Raw genomic sequence first — 20,922 nt, forward strand, 5'->3', positions numbered from 1 at the left:
GGCGGGGTCCGGGCCGGTCGGGTCAGCCGACGGTCCACTTCTGGTTGGCGTTGCCGGAGCACGTCCAGATCTGGAGGCGGGTGCCGTCGGCGGAGGAGTTGCCCTTGGCGTCCAGGCACTTGTCCGCGCCGGTGTTGGTCAGGTCGCGGGCAGCGGTGTAGGTCCACTGCTGGGCCTTGGTCCCGTTGCAGGTGTAGAGCTGGACGGCGGCGCCGTCGTCGTGCGAAGCGGCCTTGACGTCGAGGCACTTGCCCAGGGCCCTTACGGTCCCGTCGCTGCCCAGCGTCCACTTCTGGGCGTCGGCTCCGTTGCAGTTGTGCAGCTGGATCGGGGTCTCGTCAGCGCTGGAGGCGCCCGCGACGTCCACGCACATGTCGCCGATGCCCTTGATGGCGCCGGTGCGGCTCGTGCCGCCGGAGCCCGACCCGGACCCGGTGTCCGAGGTGGTGACGTGGACGTAGTCGACGGTCATGGTCTGTGGGAAGGAGGTGCCGGAGTCGGGGCTGCCGGGCCAGTCACCGCCGACCGCGAAGTTCAGGATGATGAAGAACGGGTGGTCGTAGACCCACTTGTTGCCGTTGACGTCGGCCGGGGTGCGGGTCTCGTAATTCTGGCCGTCCACCGACCAGGTGATCGCGTTGGGGCTCCAGTCGACGGCGAAGACGTGGAAGTCGTCCGCGAACGCCTTGCCGTTGGGCAGGGTGTACGCCGCGCCGATGCCACCGGCGCCGGAGTAGCCCGGGCCGTGGATGGTGCCGTGCACCGTGCCGGGCTCCTTGCCGATGTTCTCCATGATGTCGATCTCGCCGCTGTTCGGCCATCCCGCGCTGCCGAGGTTGTCGCCCAGCATCCAGAAGGCCGGCCAGACGCCCTGGCCGCGCGGGACCTTGATGCGGGCCTCGTAGTGGCCGTACGCCTGGGTGAACGTCTTCGCCGTGTTCAGCCGTGCCGACGTGTACTGGCAGGTGCCGTACCAGCACTGGAGTCCGGTGTCGCCGTTCTTGCGGGCGGTGATGACCAGGTTGCCGTTGCCGTCGAGCGCCGCGTTGTTGGTGCTGTTGGTGTAGTACTGCAACTCGTGGTTGCCGTTGCCGCCGCCGCCCGTCTCCAGGGTCCACTTCGAGGAGTTGGGCGCGCTGCCCGCGGCGCCGTCGAAGTCGTCGGACCAGGTCTGCACCGTGGCCGCGCTGGCACGGTTCGCGGCGGGACCTGACGTGTTGAAGAGGACGGCGGTGGTCAGGGCGGCGGCCGCGAGGCACGCCAGCCCTCCGAACGACCATCGACGAGCGCGGTGAGCGGCCATGGCGGGAACACACCTTGTCTGTGGGGAACTTCCGGATCGGACACCGGTCGGTGCACACCGGACGCGCGGGCGGGCGAGCTGCTGAGAGCGCTCTCACATACGCGGCGCGCGTCGTCGGTGGACCAGACGATACGCACGATCGCCACCACCGCCAATCGGAACGCGATTCCCCAAATCCCTCTGACCTGCGGTTAGTTGAAAAGGTCGACTCGGCCCAGGGCAGCTTAAGACCCGTTTAACCTGCAATTAAGACGGACCACTCCGCTTAAGCGGCTGCGCGGCGGTCCGGATACACCTCGGCCCCCGACGGTTGCCGGGGGCCGAGGTCGAGGGGCGGTGAGCGGGTCAGTCGCGGCCCTGGGCCGCCGCGGTCCGACCGGCGGACGCCGGGGCTTCCGCACCGGACGAGGTGATCACGACGGAGCCGGAGTCGCCACGGTCGACGAGCCCGCCGACTACGGCCAGGCCCAGGCCCGCCACCGCGAGCGCCGCGCCGACCAGGTTGGGCGAGCCCCAGCCCCAGCCCGCCGAGATGGCCAGGCCGCCCAGCCAGGCGCCGCCCGCGTTGGCCAGGTTGAAGGCGGAGTGGTTGGACGCGGCCGCCATCGTGGGGGCGTCCTTCGCCTTGGCCATGAGCAGCATCTGGACGGGCGTGGTGATCAGGGAGCCCATCGCGCCGATGAAGGTGATCGTCAGCAGGGCGGGCACCGTGCTGTGGACCGTGAAGTAGAACGTCACCAGCGCCGCGGCGAGCAGCGCGAGCCCCGCGTACAGGGTGGGGCGCAGGGCACGGTCCGTGAGCGGGCCCGCGACCAGCGTGCCGAGGGTCATCCCGACGCCGTAGAGCGCGAGGACCAGGGTGGTGGAGGAGTCGGATATGCCCGTCAGGTTGGTCAGCATGGGCACCAGGTAGCTGTAGACGGCGAAGAACCCGCCGAAGCCCACGACCGCGGTGGCCAGGCCGATCACCACCTGCCTGTTGCCCATGGCGCGCAGCTCGTGCCGGATGCCGGACTGCGCACCGCGCGGCTGGTCGGGGACGAACAGCGCCAGCGCGACGAGCGCGATGACGCCGATGACGCCGACCGCGGCGTAGGCGGCCCGCCAGCCGAACTCCTGCCCGAGGGCCGTGCCGGCCGGGACACCGACGATGTTCGCGATGGTGAGCCCGAGGAACATCTTCGACACCGCGCGCGCGGCCCGTTCGGGAGCGACCAGCCGGGAGGCCACGACGGCGCCCACGCCGAACAGCGCCCCGTGCGGCAGCCCGGCAAGGAAACGGGCGGCGAACAGGAGACCGAAGCCCGGGGCGAACGCGGACGCGACGTTGCCGATCACGAACAGGCCGGTCAGGAGGAGCAGCAAGCGCTTGTGGGGAACCCGTGCGCAGATGCCCGTCAGTACCGGGGCGCCGACGACCACGCCGAGCGCGTAGGCCGACACGAGGTTGCCCGCGTGGGGCACGGACACACCGATGCCGTCGGCGATCTGGGGCAGCAGCCCCATCGTGGCGAATTCGGTCGTTCCGATGCCGAACGCGACGACAGCCAGGGCCAGCAAGGCAAGTGGCATGGCGCAGAGAAACCCTTCGAAGACAGCGATCCAGGAACGAGGGGCAGGAAAAAGGCCTGGATCGTCTCCAGCTCCCGTGACCCGTCGCACTGAGCCTCGTCGCGCAGCACACCCTCGGAACAGGCCTAGGGCCTGTGGTGCGCATCGGATCGGACTGATGCGCACCACAGGCCCTAAGCCCCCATCAAGCCAACAGTGGCGGAAACCCACCCATTCCAAGATCCGGCCGACTGGCGAGTGACCTGCGTCACGCCTGTCGGTTCGGTCTCCTCCGGGCGGGAGCCGTCCGGGCACCTGGCCGGTGCCCGGACCGGCCGCGCGGCCGGGTCAGTGCAGCGTGAACTTCTGGGCCGCGGAGCCGTTGCAGTCCCAGATCCGCAGGCGGGTGCCGTTCGCCGTCGCGCCGTCGGGCGAGTCGAGGCAGCGGCCCGACTGCGGGTTGAGCAGCGAACCGTCGGCCTGCTGCACCCACTTCTGGCCGCCCACCCCGTTGCAGTCCCACAACTCGACCTCGGTACCGTTCGCGGTGCCGTTGCCGTTGATGTCCAGGCACCGCCCGAGCGTGGCCAGCGAGGTGTCCGTGCGGCGCGCCCAGTGCTGGTCCACCGCCCAGGCCTGGCAGTCCCACAGCTGGACGGCCGTACCGTTGCCGCCGGTGTCGTCGGCGGCGACGTCGACGCACTTGCTCCCCGGGCCGGTGACCGCGGCTCCGCCGTTCACGGCGAACTTCTGGGCCGCGGAGCCGTTGCAGTCCCAGATCTGGAGCACCGTACCGTTCCCGGTGGCCCCGCTGGGCGAGTCGAGGCAGCGGCCCGACTGCGGGTTGAGCAGCGAGCCGTCGGCCTGCTGCACCCACTTCTGGCCGCCCACCCCGTTGCAGTCCCACAACTCGGCCTTGGCGCCGTTCGCGGTGCCGTTGCCGACGATGTCCAGACACCGTCCGATCGTCGCCAGCGAGCCGTCCGCCTGGTGGGTCCAGTGCTGGTCCTCGGCGTAGGTCTGGCAGTCCCACAGCTGGACGGCCGTACCGTTGGTTCCGGTGTCGTCGGCGGCGACGTCGACGCACTTGCCGCCGGGACCGGTGATCGTTCCCTGCGGGCCGTTGGGCACGTCCGTCCGACCGGAGTATCCGACGGAGACGATGTTCGCCTGGACCGCGTTCTCCGCGGCGTCGGTCGGGTAGCCGGCGACCATGACGCCCTCGAAGAAGGTGCCCCTGTTGCGGTTGCTGTTGTCCCCGCCGATGCCGAGGATGATGCCGCCCTCCTGTTGCATCGGCCGGTAGCCGCCGCGGGTGGGCAGACCTCCGTCCCACCAGGTCGTCAGGGCCCCCGACTGGGAGTTTCCGCCCTTGAGGGCGTATTTCGTCTGTCCGTCGTTCTTCAGCACGGCCGTGACGAACGCGCTGTTGTTGCCGCGGTTGGCGGTGTTGGAGCCGTTGTCGCCCTGGAACATGCCGTTCTCCAGGTCGGCCTCGACCCACGGTCCCGAACCGGTGCACGGCGCGAAGTAGCACGTGGTCGCGATGCTGACGGCGTCCATGTGGCCGTTGCCGGTGTCGGCCGGGGTGCTCTCGGCGTTGCCGTAGTCGAAGCAGCAGTCGGAGCCGACGTGTGTGCCGCTGGCCACCATGTAGGCGCCCTCGGGCTGACCGTTGACGGCGACGCCCGACGCCACTCCCGTGTAGCGGTACCCGACGCCGGGCGAGATCCAGATGCCGTACGCCTTGTGACCGCCCGCGGTCACGGCGATCTCGCTCGCGTCGGCGCCCCGGTCGACGCCCCCGGCGGTGCCCGCGGGCCCCGGTGTGAGGTCGTTGTGCCGCGGGCTCTGGTCGTAGATCTTCGTGATGCGGCAGGTCGTGTTCGCGCAGAACGTGTCCTGCTGTGCCGCGTTCGCGTAACCGCCCGCCGCCAGCAGACCGACGTCGCTCCTCGCGCCGTCCGAGGCGCGGGTGACCTGGTAGAGCGGTCCGTTGTACGCGGAGTACAGGGCGCGCACCGTGCTGTGCGCGGCCACGCAGGCCGTGCCGGCGCCGCCGTAGATGTCGCAGGGAAGGGAGCCGGCCGCCTGCGACGCGCCGGGGAAGCCGATCAGGGCGCCGAGGGCCAGTCCGAGCGCCGACACCGCGACCGCCACCGCCCGCGCCGCTCGCCGACCGGGGGCGGCAGCCCTGCTTAACGCTGCCCCAGCCCAAGAGAATCTTGTTATAGGCATGACATATCTCCTCCGAGGACGAGCCTTGACCGGACGTACGCCTGCACGGACGGGCCGCGCGTCGACCGGCTCGGAACCTACGCAGCCTGTTTGAAGACGTCAATATTTGTGGCTTCGGTTGGTACGTACTTTGCTGGGTGCCGATACGGGCCCGCTCCCGCCACCGCACCTCACCGTTCGGCCCCACGGGCACCCACACCCGCACACTGGATTCGGCATCCACGGCCCTGACCTCACGTTACGCAGATGCCGGAGGACGGCGGCGCGAACAGAAAGCGCTCACCACGCCGGAGCGGCGGCAACCGCCATCGATGACGGAGGGCCGGCCGCGGCGCTGATTCAAACAGATCCAGCCATCGCCACCCGAGCCTGCTTCGGCCTCCCACCCATGAACCCACAGCAATCAACAGAGCCGCTCCCGGCGCGACACCGGCGGCCGGTGCGTCACGGACGGAACCGCACCCACTCTATTGACGTGCACACGACCTGTAGCTACCTTCCGAAGTGCTCCGGAGCGGGTCGGGCAACGGCCCTCCGGCGCGGCAACACATCCGAACCCCTGCACCGACGTTCAGGTCGCACGCCTTCCAGGCACAACCAGACAACGTTGTCGCGACCAGGCGACCGGGGTCCGCCTCCCGCCTGCCTCCCGTACGAGAGACGGCAGCTCGGCAGACAACGTTGTCACCCTGCTCCCCCGCCGCATCTCCTCAGGAGGCAGATCGCGATGTCCCCCACTCCGGCCGGTGTCCGCCGGCCCGCCGACAGCAGACGCCCCTTACGTCGCCCCAGGCTCGGCGCGGCCATGGGTGCCGCCTTCGCCGCCGCGCTCCTGGGCGGGTCCGTCCTGCCCGCCCCCGCCGCCTGGGCGGCGCCCCCGCAGCGGGCCGAACTCGTGACGGCACCGGCCGACCTGGTCAACCCGTTCATCGGCACGTCCAACGACGCCAACGACTTCCCGGGCGCGGACGTGCCGTTCGGGATGGTGCAGTGGAGTCCCGACACCTCGTCGCGACCCCCGGGCGGCGGATACGAGTACAAGGACTCCTCGATCACCGGGTTCAGTCTCACCCACATCGCGGGGCCGGGGTGCGGTGCGGCCGGTGACATACCCGTGCTGCCCACGGTGGGTGCCGTCGTCAACAACGCGTCGGCGTCCTTCTCCCACGCCAACGAGTCCGCCTCGGCCGGGTCCTACAAGGTCGCCCTCGACAACAAGGTGACCACGGAACTCACCACCACCACCCGCAGCGGCATGGCGCGCTTCACTTTCCCCGCGACCACCCAGGCCAACCTGCTCTTCAAACTGACCGGCAGCCAGAACGGCGGCACCTCGACCCAGTTCAACGTGGTCTCAAGCACCGAGGTCAGCGGCCAGGTCACAAGCGGAAAGTTCTGTGGGGCCGGGAACACCTACACGGTCTACTTCGACATGGTCTTCGACCGGCCGTTCGCCTCCAGCGGCAGCGCACTCGCGCCGTCGGCGCAGGCCAAGGCGCAGGCCAAGGCGCAGGCGCAGGCGGTGGCCGCGTCCAACGGGCACGTCACGTTCGACACCAGCGCGAACCAGGTCGTCCAGGCCAAGGTCGGCGTCTCCTACGTGTCCGTCGCGAACGCCGTCGCCAACCGCACCGCCGAGAACACCGGCTGGAACTTCGACAGCGTGCGCGGCGCCGCCCACTCCGCCTGGGACGCGGCACTCGGCAAGATCCAGATCGCCGGCGGCACCAACGACCAGCAGCAGATCTTCTACACCGCGCTCTACCACTCGCTGCTGCACCCGAACGTCATCAGCGACACCAACGGCCAGTACTACGGGTTCGACGGCAAGACGCACACCGTGGCCGCCGGACATCGCGCCGCCTACGCCAACTACTCCGGGTGGGACATCTACCGCTCCCAGGCCCAACTGGAGGCGCTGGTCAGCCCGCAGGTCGCCTCGGACACCGCCCAGTCGATGACCGACGACTACACCCAGACCGGGATCTTCCCCAAGTGGTCGGAGAACAACGGCGAGTCCTACGTCATGGTCGGTGACCCGGCGGCCGCGATCATCGCCGACTACTACGCCTTCGGCGCCCGGGACTTCGACACCGCCACGGCGCTGGCCGGTCTGCTGAAGCAGGCGAGCACGGCCAACAACGACCGACCGGGCCTGAACTACCTCGACAGCCCGGGATACGAACCCCACGACGGCAGCTACGGCTGCTGCAACTTCTACGGCCCCGTCGCCACGACCCTGGAGTACGACACCGCCGACTTCGCGCTCTCCGCGTTCGCCGGCGCCCTCGGCGACACCGCGAGCCGGCAGAAGTACGCCCATCGCGCGCAGGACTGGCGCAACACGCTGAACCCCGCCTCCGGCTTCGTCCAGCCCCGCAACGCCAACGGGTCCTGGACCTCGGGCTTCGACCCCACCAGCGGCACGGACATGGTCGAGGCGGACTCCTGGATCTACACCGGCATGGTGCCCTTCAACGTGGCCGGACTCGCCACCGCCAAGGGCGGCAACACCGCGATGAGCCACTACCTCGACACCGTGCTGCGCAGCTACACCGGCGCCAACGGCTACGCCTGGGTCGGCAACGAGCCCAGCATCGAACTGCCGTGGGAGTACGACTACATCGGCGCCCCGTACAAGACCCAGGCGACCGTGCGCTCCGTCCAGCAGCAGATCTGGTCGAACAGCCCCGCCGGGCTGGCCGACGGCAACGACGACCTGGGTGCCATGAGCGCCTGGTACGTGTGGTCCGCGCTGGGCATGTTCCCGATGACCCCGGGCACCGCCGACCTCGCGCTCGGCTCGCCGGTGTTCTCCCAGGCCGTGATCACGCTGCCGTCCGGTGCGACCCTGACGATCAACGGCAACGGCGCCGCGGACAACGCGCCCTATGTGCAGTCCGCGACGTTCAACGGGACAGCCTGGAACAACGCCTACGCCCCCACCTCCGCGATCACCTCGGGCGGCACCCTCTCCTTCACCCTCGGCACCGCCCCGAACACCGCCTGGGCGGCCTCCGCGTCCGCCGCGCCCCCTTCCTATCCCGGTGACACGACCGCCCCGGCCAAGCCCCGCGTCGGTCCCGTCACCTCCGGGGTCACCGCGAGCCAGTGCATCGACGACGCGAACTCCGGCACCGCCGACTCCACCGCGATCCGGCTGTGGACCTGCAACGGCACCTACGCCCAGGACTGGAACATCGCGACCGACGGCACCCTGCGCACCCTCGGCAAGTGTCTCGACGTCACCAACAGCGGAACCACGAACGGCACCCTCGTACAGCTCTACACCTGCAACGGAACCGGCGCCCAGAAGTGGACCGTCGGATCCGACGGCTCCCTGAAGAACACGAATTCGGGTCTGTGCCTGGACGACCCGAACTCCTCCACCACGGAAGGCACCCGGCTCCAGATCTACACCTGCAACGGCACCGCGGCACAGAAATGGGGCCTGCCCGCGGCCTGACGTCCGACACCGGCACCGGCGCCCCGCACCGCCGCGCCCCGCACCCGGGCCCGTGCCCCGGTTCCCCGAGCTCTACCCGGGAACCGGGGCACGGGCCCGGCGGCCTACGACGCGCGCGGAAGGGCTCCTTCCACCGGTTGGCCGGGGTTGCTGCTTAGCGTGACCCCATGACCACAGTCCAGACCCGGCCCGCCCCCGACAATCGACGGTGGAAGGCGCTCGCGGTCTGTCTGACGGCGGGCTTCATCTCGCTGCTCGACACCTCGATCGTGAACGTGGCGCTGCCCTCGATGGAACACGGACTCGCCGCCTCGGAGGCCGCCCAGTCCTGGGTGGTCTCCGGGTACGCGCTGGCCTTCGGGCTGGTCCTGGTGCCCGCGGGCCGGCTGGGCGACATGCACGGGCGGCGCCGGGCGTTCCTGGCGGGGCTGGCCGTGTTCACGCTGGCCTCGGCGGCCTGCGGGCTCGCTCCCAGCGCCTCCTGGCTGGTGGTGTTCCGGCTGATCCAGGGCGCGGCGGCCGGCATGGTCGCCCCGCAGACCTCGGGGCTGATCCAGCAGATGTTCCAGGGCGCCGAGCGGGCCAAGGCCTTCGGTCTGCTCGGCAGCGTCATCGGGATCTCCACGGCGGCGGGCCCGCTGGCGGGCGGCCTGCTGATCGACGCCGTCGGCACCGACGACGGCTGGCGCTGGGTGTTCTTCGTCAACCTGCCCATCGGGGTGGCCGCGTTCGGCGCGGGACTGCGGCTGCTGCCCCGGTTCCCGGCGTCGACCGGCAAGCGGGAGGAGTTCGACCTGTTCGGCGTGCTGCTCCTCGGCTCCGCCGTGCTCGCGCTGATGCTGCCGCTGGTGCAGGAGCAGCAGTGGACCGGACGGCTGAAGTGGGCGCTGCTGCCGGTGGGCGCGCTGCTGCTGGCCTCGTTCTGGGCGTGGGAGCGACGGCAGGGACGGCTCGGGCGGGCGCCACTGGTCGATCTGGAGCTGTTCTCCCTGCGCTCCTTCACCTTCGGGTCTCTGATCAGTCTGACCTACTTCGCGGGCTTCACCACGGTGTTCTTCGTCTACTCCCTGTTCCTCCAGAACACGGTCGGATACAGCGCGTTGGCGGCCGGTGTCTCGGTGCTGCCGTTCGCGGCCGCCTCCGCGGTCGGTGCCGCCGTCGGGGGCCGGCTGGTGACCCGCCACGGACGCAAGCTGGTCGTCATCGGCCTGACCGGGGTGGCGGTGGGGCTGCTCGGGGTGATCGTGGCGGTGCAGCTGGTGCCTCTGGAGAGCGTCGGGTGGGCCACGGCCGTGCCCATGGTCGTCGGCGGTATCGGCTCCGGGCTGACGGTCTCCCCCAATACGACGCTCACCCTCACCCGCGTCCCCGTGCAACGCGCCGGTGCGGCCGGCGGGGTGTTGCAGACGGGGCAGCGCATCGGCTCGGCGGCTGGGATCGCCGTGGTGGGCGCGGTGTACTTCGCGCACGCGGCCGCCCACGGGCACTCCGTCACGGCCATCCAACTCGGGCTGCTCACCGCCGTCGGTTTCAGCCTGATCGCGCTGCTGCTGGCGGTCGCGGACCTGCGCGAGCGGCGGCTGCACCCCGACGCGGAGCGGGCCGTGGGGGCGGTCAGGCGCGGTGCCGAGGGGGACGGCGCCGAGGAGACGGTCCGGCCCGGCGCCTGAGGCACCCGGCCCGGCGGGTGAGGGGCGTTTCGTACGCTTTCCGGTCAGGGTCCGCCGTCTACGCTCGGCCCGTGCGGCAACCGGAGCGGTGCGCCGAGGGCGCGGGACCTTTCACCACCAGGCTCACCTGGCACGTTCCCGGTGGCTCGACCACGGTGTGGGAGTCACGGATCGCCCGGCGGCGCGGCACGCTCGCCGTGCGGCCGCCCGGCGCGGGGGCCGGACGGCACACCCGTGCGGACGACGTCGGCATCGGCAGGCTGCGTCGGCTCAACCTCGTCTCGGCGCTCGCCTTCGTCGTCGGCGGGGCGCTGTTCGCGGCCGGGGCCGCCGTCGCCCAGTTCGGCTCCGGCGACGCCACCCTGTGCGCGTCGATCTACTTCGTGGGCGGCCTGTTCTTCAACACCGGCGGATACGTCTCGCTGCTTCAGGTGATCAACGCGCCCCGTCACACCGGCGGCGGCGAGGGACGGCTGATCACCCCACGCTGGCGTTGGTGGAGCTACGAGCCGATGCGGGTGGACTGGCTGTGCGCCTTCGTCCTGTTCGCGGGCACCCTGGTCTTCGCCGTCTCCCTGCTGGACTCCTTCCTGCGGGGGCTGAGCGTCCAACAGGTCAACCGGCTGGTCTGGGCGCCCGACGTGATCGGCTGCGTACTGTTCCTGATCTCCGGGCATCTGGGCTTCGTCGAGATCTGCCACGGCAGGTTCTGCCTGCGCCGGCGCAGCCTCGGCTGGTGGATCGTCGCGGTGAACCAGCTCGGCTCCGTCCTGTTCATGCTCTCGGCGATCGCCGCCTTCACCCGCCCTGCCAGTGGCGGCCTGGTGAACGCCGGGATCGCCAACTGGGGAACCCTCACCGGCGCCCTGAGCTTCTCCCTCGCGGGCGTCCTCCAGCTCTGCGAGCACCCTTAGAGCTCCGGGGGATATCCCCATTCCGGCCCGGGGGTGCGCCGGATCGCCCCCGTCGGAGGGCGAAACTAGCGTTCGGCCATGCCTTCAACCCTGCGAAAGCACCTCTGCCTGACGGCGCTCGGCGTCGCCACGCTGCTCGCCGCCCAGACGACCACCGCCGTCGCCCGGCCCGCCGGTCCCACCCCGCTGGAACGGTTACGCCACGACACCCGGGCGATCCACGCCCTCGGGGTCAGCGGTGTGCAGGCCCGCGTGATCGCACCCGACGGCCGGCAGTCGACCGCCACCAGCGGCACCGCCGACCTGGACACCGGCCGCCCGGTCCCCTCCGACGGCTACTTCCGCATGGCCAGCACGGCCAAGACGCTGGTGGCCACCGTGGTCCTCCAGCTGGAGGCCGAGGGCAGGCTCTCCCTGGACGACAAGGTCGAGCACTGGCTGCCCGGGCTGATCCGGGGCAACGGCAACGACGGCAGGCGGATCACCGTACGCCAACTGCTCGGGCACACCAGCGGCATCCACGACGACCTGCCCGGGTACACCACGCCGGACGAGTACTACCGGCAGCGCCACGACGTCCACAGCCCCGAAGAGCTGGTGGCCCGCGCCATGGCCCACACGCCCGACTTCCCGCCCGGCAAGGGCTGGGGGTACTCCAACACCGGCTACGTCGTACTGGGCCTGATCATCCAGAAGGCCACGGGCCGACCCGCCCACACGGAGATCGAGGACCGCGTCCTGCGCCCCCTCGGCCTCGACCGGACCCGATGGCTGGGCACCTCACCCACGCTGCCCCGGCCGCACGCCCGGGCCTACGAGTTCTTCGGCCCCGGTTCCCGGGTGGACGTCACCGACCAGACGCCGGTGGACCACACGATCCTGTCGTTCGTCACGACCACACGGGACGAGAACGTCCTCCTGCGCGCGCTGCTCGCGGGCCGTCTGCTGCCGCCGCGGCAGCTCGCGGAGATGAAGCGGACCGTCCCGGTGAGCGCGGAGGTCCAACGGCTGTGGCCCGGCGGCCGGTACGGACTCGGCCTGGTCGAGCGACCGCTGAGCTGCGGCGGAACCTACTGGAGCCACGAGGGCGGCGACGGCGGGTACATCACCCTCAACGGCGTCACCGACGACGGCCGGAGAAGCGTCGTGGTCTCCATGTCCGAGGCCCGCGGCGACACCCCGGAGCACATCCGGGAGCAGGAGAACGCGGGCAGCGCCCTGGTGGATCACGCGCTGTGCGCCGGGGGCCGCGGCACGCGGTGACCGGCGGTGTCCCGGTCCGACGAGGTCGGCCGTCCGCCCGCCCGCCGCGCCTCTGTTGCGTGACGCCGCAATGCGGGTACCCGGTGCCCGTACAGATCGCGTCCGGAGGCACCGCCACCGGCCTACCGCATTCACCGGGGTCCGCCCGCAGAACCGCCCACCGGAGACCGCTCCGCGCGCAGTGAGGAGGCGACCGACATCACCGAGTCCCTCGAACCCTCATCAGCTCCCTAGGGAGAGACCATGATCATCCTGGGCGTCATTCTGCTCGTCATCGGCTTCCTCACCGGGATCGCCATCCTGTGGACCATCGGGATCATCCTGCTCGTCATCGGCGCGATCCTGTGGATCCTCGGAGCGGTGGGACACGCCGTCGCCGGCCGTCGCCACTACTGGTGACGCACCGCGCGTGTGCGCGGCCGGCCGTGGTTCCCGCGACCAGGGCCGGCCGCGCAGACGTCACGCGGACACGGGGAACTTCACGCGGACACAGAACTTGTCACGCGGACACAGGGTGCGGACGCAGAGCAAGGGCTCCGCACCGTCGGACGGCCCGGAGCCCCGCTCTGGGGCTGACTTCCCAACCCCGTGGAAAACTGACGTTCCGTAGTGATGCCCACCCCTCGGGTTCCCGTATGCGCCGTTCATACACAATCGCGATGACTGACGGCGATGCGGAACACCGACCCTGGGGCAGCGCGACCGTGCGACCCAAGTGCCGTGCGGGTCCCTGGCGTTGAAGGTGTCGCCGCGACGCGGACGCGTCCCCGCCCCGGCCGGTGCGCCTCTACTCGGCCGGTATCGGGACCCACCAGACCAGAGCCGTGCCGCCGCCGGCGGGGGTGTTCAACTCCATCTTGCCGCCGAGCTGTTCGGCACGTTCGGCCATGTTGCGCAGACCGCTGCGGCGGCCGTCGGGCGCGATGCCGACGCCGTTGTCCGTGACCGTGAGGCACAGCCGGCCGGAGCCCGCCGCGAGGACGATGTCCGCGCGCCCGGCGCCGGCGTGCCGGGCTATGTTGGTGAGCGCCTCGGAGAGCACGGCCACCACGTGGTCGGCGATCTCGCGCGGCACGTCGGTGTCCACCAGCCCCTCCATCCGCATACTGGGCGCGAAGCCCAGCACCGGCGTGGCCTCGCCCACGATCCGCACCGAGCGCGCCCGCAGACCCGCCCCCTCGACGCCCTCACGCGCGCGCAGCCCGAAGATCGTCGACCTGATGATCTTGATGGTCTCGTCCAGGTCGTCCACCGCCCGTGCGACGCGTTCCGAGGCCTCCGGGTGCTCGATGAACCGTCCCGCGCTCTGCAACGTCATGCCCGTGGCGAACAGCCGCTGGATCGCCAGGTCGTGCAGGTCGCGGGCGATGCGGTCGCGGTCCTTGAGCACCGCGACCTCCTCGGCGTCCTGCCGCCGCTGCGCCAGCTCCATCGCGACGGCGGCCTGCGCGGCGAAGGCCAGCAGGGTCTCGGTCTCCGTCGCCGAGAACGGCTGCCTGCCGCTCTCCCGCGCCAGCAGGAGCACGCCCCGGACACCGCCCTCGACGGTGCCGATGGGCACGGCCACGGCGGTGCCCAGTCCCTCGAAGCGCTGCGGCCCCGGCGGGACCCGTTCGTCGTGGGCGACGTCCGTGCTGACGACCGGTGCCGCGGTGGAGAACGCCAGCCCCATCAGGGTCGTCCCGACGGGCAGCACGAGTCCCTGGTGCACCTCCGCGTCCAGTCCGACGGCGATCTCCACGGCCAGCGACCCGGTCTCCTCCATCGGCAGCGCGACCGCGGCCAGCGCCGATCCGGTGATCTCTCCGGCCCGTTCGGCGATCAGGGCGAGCACGTCGGTGCGTCCGCCGCCGGACATCAGGCTGTGGGTGATCTCCGCGTTCGCCCGCAGCCAGCGCTCCCGCAGCCGGGTCTCCTCGTACAGGCGGGCGTTGTCGATCGCGACACCGGCGGCCACGGCCAGGGTCGCCAGGACCGACTCGTCCTCCTCGTCGAACTGCGCCCCGCCGCGCTTCTCGGTGAGGTACAGGTTTCCGAAGACCTGGTCGCGCACCCGGATGGGCACGCCCAGGAAGGTGTTCATCGGCGGGTGGTGGGGCGGGAAGCCGTACGAGGCCCGGTGCTCGGAGATCTTCGCGAGGCGCAGCGGCTCGGGGTGGTGGATCAGCTCTCCGAGGATGCCGTGCCCCTGCGGGAAGGGGCCGATCCGGCTGATCTGCTCCTGGCTGACCCCCACGGTGTGGAAGGCCGACAGCCGTGTGCCGTCCGGCCCGATCACGCCCAGCGCCGCGTACTCGGCGTCGACCAGGACGGCCGCCGCCTCCACGATGCTGTGCAACGCCTGCTCCAGGTCCAGTTCCCGACCGACCGAGAGAACCGCCTCCAGCAGGCTGTGCACCCGGTCCCGGGTGCCGCGGGCCGCGTCCAGCCGGGCCTGCAACTCCTCCAGCAGCTCGTCCAGCCTGAGCTGCGGCAACCGCACACGAGCCTCCTGGGGCTCCTCGGGGCTTCCCACCTGCGTCTCCTCCGACTTCTCGGGCGGGCTGACACCGGCCGCTCCAGTCGGGGGTCACGCTACCGGCCCGAGGCAAGGGGCGGTACGGGTAGGGGTGATGCGACCTTCGTCGCACCTGCGCGGGCCGCCGACGCGCAGGCGCGCCCCGACGGGTGTGAGCCGTACGGACCTGCGTCGGGGACCATCGGCCCTAGGAACGCGTCGCGGTCCGGGAGACAGTGGAACCCAGGGGCGGCACCGATCCCCCGCGGTGCCGCCCCGCTCCGGCCCCTTGCCGACCGCGCCCGTGTCCCATCCCGCACACACCAACGGAAGCCCGCCATGGTTCACGACAGCCACCGGCACGTCATCGCGGAACCGCGCCGCCGTGTCGAACTCGACAGCGCCGAGGCGCTGCGCCTGCTGGGCAGCGTGTCCCTGGGGAGGATCGTCTTCACCCAGCACGCGCTGCCGACCGTCCGCCCGGTCAACCACGTGCTGGACGACGGCGCCGTCGTCATCCGCACCCATGAGGCCGCCGCCCTGACCTCCTACGCCCGGCAGAACCACGGCCCCGGTGTGGTCGTCGCCTACGAGGCGGACGCCATCGACCCCGACACGCACCTGGGCTGGAGCGTGGTGGTGACGGGTTACGCCCGCCTGGTCACCGACCCCGGTGAACTGGCCCGCTATCACACGCTGCTGCGCCCCTGGGTGGATCAGACCATGGACCAGGCGATCCGCATCCAGCCCGACCTGATCACCGGTGTCCTGCTCACCGCGGACGGCGGCCCGGGCGAGTTCTGAGAGCTCCGGACGGAAGTGGACCCCACTTCCGTCCGGAGCTCTCGGGCACACAGCGGCCTCGGCCCCCGGATCTCCGGGGGCCGAGGCCGTGTGCTTCCCTGCCCGCTGTCCTGGCCGCGGTCACCCGAGCTCGGGCACGACGGCGACCGGGCAGGCGGCGTGGTGCAGCACACCGTGGGCCACCCGGCCCAGCCGGAGCCCGTGGTGCCCGTGCCGGGGCGTGGCTCCGACGACCAGGAGACCGGCGTCGCGCGAGGCGTCCACGAGGACGGTTCGGGGGTGCCCCTCGGCCGTACGGCCGTGCAGCTCCGCGTCGGCCGGGAGGTCTCGCAGCGCCGCCACGAGCGTCTCCCCGGCCTGCTGCCGGTGCAGCCGGGCCGGCTCTCCGGCGAGCAGCGGATGACCGATGCTCCGGTGCTCGGGACACTCCCAGGCGCGTACGGCTTCCACCGGCACCCCTCGTCGCCGTGCCTCCTCGACGGCGAAGCGCACCGCCGCCGAGCCCGCGGCCTGCTCGCCGACACCCACGACGACACGGCCGCGAGCGCCGGACCGGGCCGGCTCGTCGTGGTCGCCGCGCACGACGATCAGCGGACAGTGCGTGTGCCCGGCCACGGTCAGGCTCACCGAACCGAGCAGGGCCGCGGCCCGAGCGCCGCGACCGCGGCTGCCCAGCACCAGCACGGAGGCACGCCGGCTCTCCCGCACCAGCGCGTACTCGGGCTCCTCGGGCAGCACCTCGGTGGTGACCCGCACGTCGGGTCGGCGCTCGTGGGCGCGCCGGGCGGCATGGGCCACGATGTCCTCGGCCCGCACCTCCTCGGACGGCCGGTCCGGGTCCCCGGCGAGGCCGGAGCCCTCGTACCGCTCCCACAGCGAGGCGTACACCAGGCGCAGCGGCAGACCGCGCAGTGCGGCCTCGTCGGCCGCGCGGTCGACGGCCCGCAGACTGGGTGCGGAGCCGTCGACGCCGGCCACGACCGGCTGGTCCATCGCTCTCGCCGTCCCGTTCCGGTCACGCATGGTCTCTGCTCCCTCGGCGGCGGGTCAGTCGTGGGGTACGACGACGACGGGGGCGGCGGAGTGGTGCAGGACGGCATGGGTGACCGAGCCGATGCGAGCACCGACCGGGCTGCGGCGGACCCGTCGGCCGACGACCACCAGGCAGGCTTCGCGCGAGGCCTCGACGAGGTGGCTGCCGGGGGAGCCGTACCGGGACTCCTCGGTGACCTCGACCTCCGGGAACTTCGTGCGCCACGGGCCCAGGATCTCCGTCAGCCGGGCACTCGCGCTCCGCGCCAGATCGGCCTGGAGCTCGATGTCCACCGCGAGACCGTAGGCGTAGTACGGCGGCGGGTTCCAGCCGTGCACGACCCGCAGGGCCGCACCCCGCCGGGCGGCCGCGACGAAGGCGAACTCGATGAGCCGGTCGTCCGGGCCGTCGGTGTCGAGGCCGAGGACGACGGGCCGCGACGGTGTCGCGGTGGACTGCGCGGCGGCCTGGTCCGTCCCGTGCGGGTCGGCGGCCTGCGCTCCGGCGCGGACCAGGACGACCGGCCGCCCGGCGTGGGCCACGACGGACAGGCCGACGGAGCCGACCACGAACCCGCCGACGCCGCTCAGTCCGCGGGAGCCGAGAACCAGCAGTTCGGCGTCCTCCGCCGCGCCGGCCAGGACGTCGGCGGGCCGGCCCGACAGCTGCTCGGTGCTCACGTCGAGCCCGGGGTGGCGCTCCCGGACGCCTTCGGCCACCTCACGCAGGATCCGCTCGGTCCAGTGCTGGTGGACCTCGGTGCCGAGCAGCGGCGCCTGCGCCATGGGGTCCGGTACCGGCTCCCAGACCTGCACGAGCTTCAGCGGCAGGCCGAGCAGCCGGGCCTCGCCGGCCGCCCACTCGGCGGCCGCGCGGCTCTCGGGTGAACCGTCGAGACCGACGGTGACGGGACGGGTCATGATCTCCACCTCTCGGATCGGGGTTCCCGATCCACGAATCGTCTGTTCGTCATCCGACTGCGGGATTCGACTGCGCATCGCAGGCTTCTTGGTGCGATGGCGGGGCTCGCCTGCCGACTCCGGGATTCGTCCTCGGGACGGCGGCCCCGCCGCGTGTCGTGCGGGTCACCGCAGCCAGCGGCTGCGGCGGACGAGCGGCAGAGCGGCCCAGATCCGGCCCAGTCCGAGGACGTCACCGGCCGATGCGGCGGCCAGGACGATCAGGGCGACGGCGTAGACGACGTGGTAGTCGACGAAGGGGTTCGTCGACATGCTCGCCGAGCCGTCCGCGAGGTGCTTGGCCGGCGGCCACTCGGCCATCCACATCAGGGCCATCATCAGTGTGCCCGCGGCGGCCGCGGGGCGCAGCGCCACACCGGCGACGAGCGCGACGCCGATGCCCAGCAGTCCGAGCATGAACAGCCAGTCGGCCCAGGCGGCCCCGGCCCAGGCGTGGAAAGTGGACCGCAGCGGCCCGGCGGCCACCGAGCCGAGGAAGCCCTGGGTGGGCGAGCCGCCGTCGAGCCAGCTCCGGCCTGAAGGGGTGGCGTAGCCGAGGCCGAAGGTCTTGTCGAGGAAGGCCCACAGGAAGACGAACCCGGTGAGCAGACGCAGGGCGGCGAAGGCGTAGGCCTGGGCGGTGGGCGTGCCGATGCGGGCCGGCACGGCGGTCTCGGCGGCGGCGGTCCGGTTCCTGCGGAAGGGCAGCAGGTGGAAACCCGGGCTCCGGTGAGGATGCTCGTGCACGGCCATGGTCGTGTTCCCTTCGGGGCGGAGCGGGAGGGTCCGTTCGCTGTCTGACACCCCCGACTCTGGGCCCCTGGAGGGGCTGCCGCCGGATGCCGAAGGTCCATCGGGGTGGGGCTGAACGGCCCTGTTTCCAGGGACCGTCGGGGCCCGCGCCCGGCCGACGGCGTCCTGCTGCCCGGCGAGGTCCCGGCAGGGCGCCCACGGTGAGCCGGGTGGCCCGGCCCGACGGGCCGATCGGCCCATGGCCCGCCATGGCGCCCCGGACCCACACTGGCCGTGGCAGTCCAGACCACCCACCGGGGAGGCACGCCGTGATCACCACCCCCACGCCCACCATGCTGCGCGCGCTGCCGGCCGAACACCGGCAGCGGCTCATGCGGGTCGCCCGCGAGGTGTCCTTCCCCGAGGGGACCCGTCTGTTCGAGGAGGGCGGCCGGGCCGACCGGTTCTGGATCATCCGCAGCGGCACGGTCGAGCTCGACATGCGGGTGCCGGGCCGCCGCGCGGCCGTCGTCGAGAGGCTTCGGCACAACGAACTCGTCGGCTGGTCCTGGCTGTTCAGCCCGCACGTATGGCACCTGGGCGCCGTGGCTACGACGCCGGTCCGGGCGTACGAGTTCGACGCGACGGCCGTACGTCTGATGTGTCAGAACGACCCGGCCCTGGGCAACACGGTCACGCCATGGGTCGGGGACGTGCTCGCCCACCGCCTGCGCTCGGCCCGGACCTGTCTGCTCGACCTGTACGCCCCGTCCGGCGCGGGCCGCGACGACTGACCCCCGACCGCCGACCGGCGCGGGCCGCGACGGCTGATCCCCGACCGCCGTCCGGCCGTGCGGTCGATCCGGCGGGAGGGGCCGCCGGGCCGTGACCAGGGGCCGGTCGGGTAGTGTCCCAGAGTCGAGTGGGGCCGGTCGGCCCTGGTGCGCCCGGACCCGGCGGGGCATGATCGGCGTCACGGACAACCGCGGTCCGTCCGTCACCGGGGAACAGGGAACAGGGGGTCGCCATGACCGAGACACGCACCTTCACGGAGCAGAATCCGATCCGTGTCTTCCTGCTCGACGACCACGAGGTCGTACGACGTGGCATCAGCGACCTGCTCGGCGCCGAACCGGACATCACGGTGGTCGGTGACGCCGACACCGTCGAGCATGCCCTGGTACGCGGCCCGGCACTGCGCCCGGACGTCGCCGTGCTCGACATACGTCTCCCGGACGGCGACGGCATCACGGTCTGCCGGGAGCTGCGCAGTCAGATGCCGGAGCTGGCCTGTCTGATGCTGACGTCGTTCGACGACGAGGACGCGCTGCTCGACGCCATCATGGCCGGGGCCTCGGGTTATGTCCTGAAGCAGATCAGGGGCTCCGACCTGGTCTCCGCCGTCCGCACGGTCGCCTCCGGCCAGTCGATGCTGGACCCGGCGACCACGGCCCGCCTGATGCGTTCGCTGCGCGCCGACCCCGCCGAGACGCCCTCCGTCGCACCCGAGCTGGCCGGTCTGTCCCCCCGGGAGCGGGACATCCTGGCCCTGATCGGGGACGGTCTGACCAACCGCGAGATCGGCACGCGGCTCTATCTGTCGGAGAAGACGGTCAAGAACCACATCTCCAGGCTGCTGGCCAAGCTCGGTGTCCAGCGCCGGGTGCAGGCCGCCGTGCTGGCCTCCCACCTGAAGCACCCCGAGGAGGGCGACCGCCCCGCTCGGTGACGGCGGAAGGCCGGCGGGCGGCTCAGCTCGCCGTGGTGCCGCGACGGCGCCGTGCCGCGGACCGCGCCACCGGAAGCCCCACGGCCGCCAGGACCAGCAGTACGCCGCAGACGACGGCCGCCTTCCACGCGGCGTCCGGGCCCGTCGGGACATGCGCCGCCGCATCGGCGGCAGACGCCCCGGCCAGGCTCAGCACGGGCGCGGGGTGCTCCGGTTCGGGCTGTCCCGCCACCGCCTTCTGGTCCCAGGTGACGACCTCGCCGTCGTCGTACCGCTGCCGCGCCACGAAGGCCAGCTCGGACACCCCGGTGGGAACGCGGTCGAGGTGGACGACGAAGTCGACTCCGTTCTCGCCGGTGATCGCCCCGCCGGACCAGCCGACGGTCCGGCCCGCGGCACCGGAGGTGGCCGGCTCGGCGGTCCAGCCCGTCACCTGCTCCGCACGCAGCCCGCGCACACCCTCCGGTGCCTCGATCCGTACGCCGACGGTCCGCGCGGACGCCTTCTCGTTGGGCACGTGGAACGTCATGCGTACGTCGGTCGCGCCCGGGGCCACCGCCTGGTCGGCGTGCACGTGCACATGGGCCCAGGCGGGGGTCGCCGTGGCCAGCAGCAGTCCCGCGGTGATCAGGGCCGCGGCCGTCCGGGCCGGGGAGAGCAGCTTCATGGGTCGGTTCCTCTCGGGAGTCCCGGCCGGGACGCGTGCGACACGGGCGCGGAGCGGGCCGGAACGGCTTCGGTGCCGCGGGGACAGGGGCGGGTG

16 protein-coding genes are annotated in these 20,922 nt (G+C 71.9%); 8 read left to right on the top strand and 8 right to left on the bottom strand.

Annotated features, from left to right (window positions below; genetic code table 11):
• Positions 1 to 22: 22 nt before the first annotated feature.
• The 3 genes from FNH09_RS31870 to FNH09_RS31880 form a co-directional block, all read right to left on the bottom strand.
• Positions 23 to 1,303 carry a glycoside hydrolase family 16 protein gene (locus FNH09_RS31870; RefSeq protein ID WP_152893381.1) on the bottom strand — a complete coding sequence of 427 codons (1,281 nt, stop codon included), beginning with the start codon at positions 1,301 to 1,303 and terminating at the stop codon, positions 23 to 25.
• 345 nt (positions 1,304 to 1,648) lie between these two features.
• A complete protein-coding gene (locus FNH09_RS31875) occupies positions 1,649 to 2,875 on the bottom strand; it encodes an MFS transporter (protein ID WP_152893382.1) in 1,227 nt (408 codons plus the stop codon).
• 327 nt (positions 2,876 to 3,202) lie between these two features.
• Positions 3,203 to 5,092: an arabinofuranosidase catalytic domain-containing protein gene (locus FNH09_RS31880; protein ID WP_152893383.1), complete on the bottom strand. Its 1,890-nt coding sequence runs from the start codon at positions 5,090 to 5,092 to the stop codon at positions 3,203 to 3,205.
• An 805-nt stretch (positions 5,093 to 5,897) separates the two neighbouring features.
• Between FNH09_RS31880 and FNH09_RS31885 the strand changes: the two genes are divergently transcribed.
• From FNH09_RS31885 to FNH09_RS47830, 5 genes are all read left to right on the top strand, one after another.
• Positions 5,898 to 8,558: a lectin gene (locus FNH09_RS31885; RefSeq protein WP_152893391.1), complete on the top strand. Its 2,661-nt coding sequence runs from the start codon at positions 5,898 to 5,900 to the stop codon at positions 8,556 to 8,558.
• A gap of 167 nt (positions 8,559 to 8,725) precedes the next feature.
• Positions 8,726 to 10,228: an MFS transporter gene (locus FNH09_RS31890; protein WP_152893384.1), complete on the top strand. Its 1,503-nt coding sequence runs from the start codon at positions 8,726 to 8,728 to the stop codon at positions 10,226 to 10,228.
• Positions 10,229 to 10,299: 71 nt separating this feature from the next.
• Positions 10,300 to 11,142 carry a hypothetical protein gene (locus FNH09_RS31895; protein WP_162469390.1) on the top strand — a complete coding sequence of 281 codons (843 nt, stop codon included), beginning with the start codon at positions 10,300 to 10,302 and terminating at the stop codon, positions 11,140 to 11,142.
• A gap of 78 nt (positions 11,143 to 11,220) precedes the next feature.
• Entirely contained in the window at positions 11,221 to 12,405 is a 1,185-nt protein-coding gene (locus tag FNH09_RS31900; RefSeq protein WP_152893385.1) for a serine hydrolase domain-containing protein, read from the top strand.
• A 243-nt stretch (positions 12,406 to 12,648) separates the two neighbouring features.
• Positions 12,649 to 12,804 (top strand): DUF6131 family protein, encoded by a 156-nt coding sequence (locus FNH09_RS47830; protein ID WP_202919791.1) that lies wholly within the window; start codon positions 12,649 to 12,651, stop codon positions 12,802 to 12,804.
• A 388-nt stretch (positions 12,805 to 13,192) separates the two neighbouring features.
• Here the strand turns inward: FNH09_RS47830 and FNH09_RS31905 are convergent, their stop codons facing one another.
• A complete protein-coding gene (locus FNH09_RS31905; RefSeq protein WP_162469391.1) occupies positions 13,193 to 14,920 on the bottom strand; it encodes a GAF domain-containing protein in 1,728 nt (575 codons plus the stop codon).
• 321 nt (positions 14,921 to 15,241) lie between these two features.
• Here FNH09_RS31905 and FNH09_RS31910 point away from each other — a divergent pair, with 321 nt between their 5' ends.
• A complete protein-coding gene (locus tag FNH09_RS31910; RefSeq protein ID WP_152893386.1) occupies positions 15,242 to 15,706 on the top strand; it encodes a pyridoxamine 5'-phosphate oxidase family protein in 465 nt (154 codons plus the stop codon).
• A gap of 120 nt (positions 15,707 to 15,826) precedes the next feature.
• On the opposite strand, the gene FNH09_RS31915 is transcribed toward FNH09_RS31910, so the two are convergent.
• The 3 genes from FNH09_RS31915 to FNH09_RS31925 all read right to left on the bottom strand — a co-directional run bounded on the left by FNH09_RS31915 (position 15,827) and on the right by FNH09_RS31925 (position 18,451).
• Positions 15,827 to 16,699 (bottom strand): universal stress protein, encoded by an 873-nt coding sequence (locus FNH09_RS31915; protein WP_152893393.1) that lies wholly within the window; start codon positions 16,697 to 16,699, stop codon positions 15,827 to 15,829.
• Between the two features lie 54 nt (positions 16,700 to 16,753).
• Positions 16,754 to 17,659 carry a universal stress protein gene (locus tag FNH09_RS31920; protein WP_152893387.1) on the bottom strand — a complete coding sequence of 302 codons (906 nt, stop codon included), beginning with the start codon at positions 17,657 to 17,659 and terminating at the stop codon, positions 16,754 to 16,756.
• Positions 17,660 to 17,824: 165 nt separating this feature from the next.
• Positions 17,825 to 18,451 carry a DoxX family membrane protein gene (locus FNH09_RS31925; RefSeq protein WP_152893388.1) on the bottom strand — a complete coding sequence of 209 codons (627 nt, stop codon included), beginning with the start codon at positions 18,449 to 18,451 and terminating at the stop codon, positions 17,825 to 17,827.
• A 308-nt stretch (positions 18,452 to 18,759) separates the two neighbouring features.
• Here FNH09_RS31925 and FNH09_RS31930 point away from each other — a divergent pair, with 308 nt between their 5' ends.
• Both FNH09_RS31930 and FNH09_RS31935 read left to right on the top strand, forming a co-directional pair.
• The gene (locus FNH09_RS31930; protein WP_162469392.1) at positions 18,760 to 19,224 is read left to right on the top strand and encodes a cyclic nucleotide-binding domain-containing protein; all 465 of its coding nucleotides are present in this window, start codon (positions 18,760 to 18,762) and stop codon (positions 19,222 to 19,224) included.
• Between the two features lie 233 nt (positions 19,225 to 19,457).
• A complete protein-coding gene (locus FNH09_RS31935; protein WP_152893389.1) occupies positions 19,458 to 20,159 on the top strand; it encodes a response regulator in 702 nt (233 codons plus the stop codon).
• Between the two features lie 22 nt (positions 20,160 to 20,181).
• Here FNH09_RS31935 and FNH09_RS31940 read toward each other — a convergent pair whose 3' ends face one another.
• Positions 20,182 to 20,826 (bottom strand): DUF1775 domain-containing protein, encoded by a 645-nt coding sequence (locus FNH09_RS31940; protein WP_152893390.1) that lies wholly within the window; start codon positions 20,824 to 20,826, stop codon positions 20,182 to 20,184.
• Between the last annotated feature and the right edge of the window lie 96 nt (positions 20,827 to 20,922).

Source organism: Streptomyces adustus, from assembly GCF_009377175.1.
Taxonomy (GTDB): Bacteria; Actinomycetota; Actinomycetes; order Streptomycetales; family Streptomycetaceae; genus Streptomyces; species Streptomyces adustus.

What these genes read in the sequence shown, in the direction of transcription:
- FNH09_RS31870 (WP_152893381.1), bottom strand. Translation starts at nt 1,303, where the DNA reads ATGGCCGCTCACCGCGCTCGTCGATGGTCGTTCGGAGGGCTGGCGTGC.
- FNH09_RS31875 (WP_152893382.1), bottom strand. Translation starts at nt 2,875, where the DNA reads ATGCCACTTGCCTTGCTGGCCCTGGCTGTCGTCGCGTTCGGCATCGGA.
- FNH09_RS31880 (WP_152893383.1), bottom strand. Translation starts at nt 5,092, where the DNA reads ATGCCTATAACAAGATTCTCTTGGGCTGGGGCAGCGTTAAGCAGGGCT.
- FNH09_RS31885 (WP_152893391.1), top strand. Translation starts at nt 5,898, where the DNA reads ATGGGTGCCGCCTTCGCCGCCGCGCTCCTGGGCGGGTCCGTCCTGCCC.
- FNH09_RS31890 (WP_152893384.1), top strand. Translation starts at nt 8,726, where the DNA reads ATGACCACAGTCCAGACCCGGCCCGCCCCCGACAATCGACGGTGGAAG.
- FNH09_RS31900 (WP_152893385.1), top strand. Translation starts at nt 11,221, where the DNA reads ATGCCTTCAACCCTGCGAAAGCACCTCTGCCTGACGGCGCTCGGCGTC.
- FNH09_RS47830 (WP_202919791.1), top strand. Translation starts at nt 12,649, where the DNA reads ATGATCATCCTGGGCGTCATTCTGCTCGTCATCGGCTTCCTCACCGGG.
- FNH09_RS31910 (WP_152893386.1), top strand. Translation starts at nt 15,242, where the DNA reads ATGGTTCACGACAGCCACCGGCACGTCATCGCGGAACCGCGCCGCCGT.
- FNH09_RS31915 (WP_152893393.1), bottom strand. Translation starts at nt 16,699, where the DNA reads ATGGACCAGCCGGTCGTGGCCGGCGTCGACGGCTCCGCACCCAGTCTG.
- FNH09_RS31920 (WP_152893387.1), bottom strand. Translation starts at nt 17,659, where the DNA reads ATGACCCGTCCCGTCACCGTCGGTCTCGACGGTTCACCCGAGAGCCGC.
- FNH09_RS31925 (WP_152893388.1), bottom strand. Translation starts at nt 18,451, where the DNA reads ATGGCCGTGCACGAGCATCCTCACCGGAGCCCGGGTTTCCACCTGCTG.
- FNH09_RS31935 (WP_152893389.1), top strand. Translation starts at nt 19,458, where the DNA reads ATGACCGAGACACGCACCTTCACGGAGCAGAATCCGATCCGTGTCTTC.
- FNH09_RS31940 (WP_152893390.1), bottom strand. Translation starts at nt 20,826, where the DNA reads ATGAAGCTGCTCTCCCCGGCCCGGACGGCCGCGGCCCTGATCACCGCG.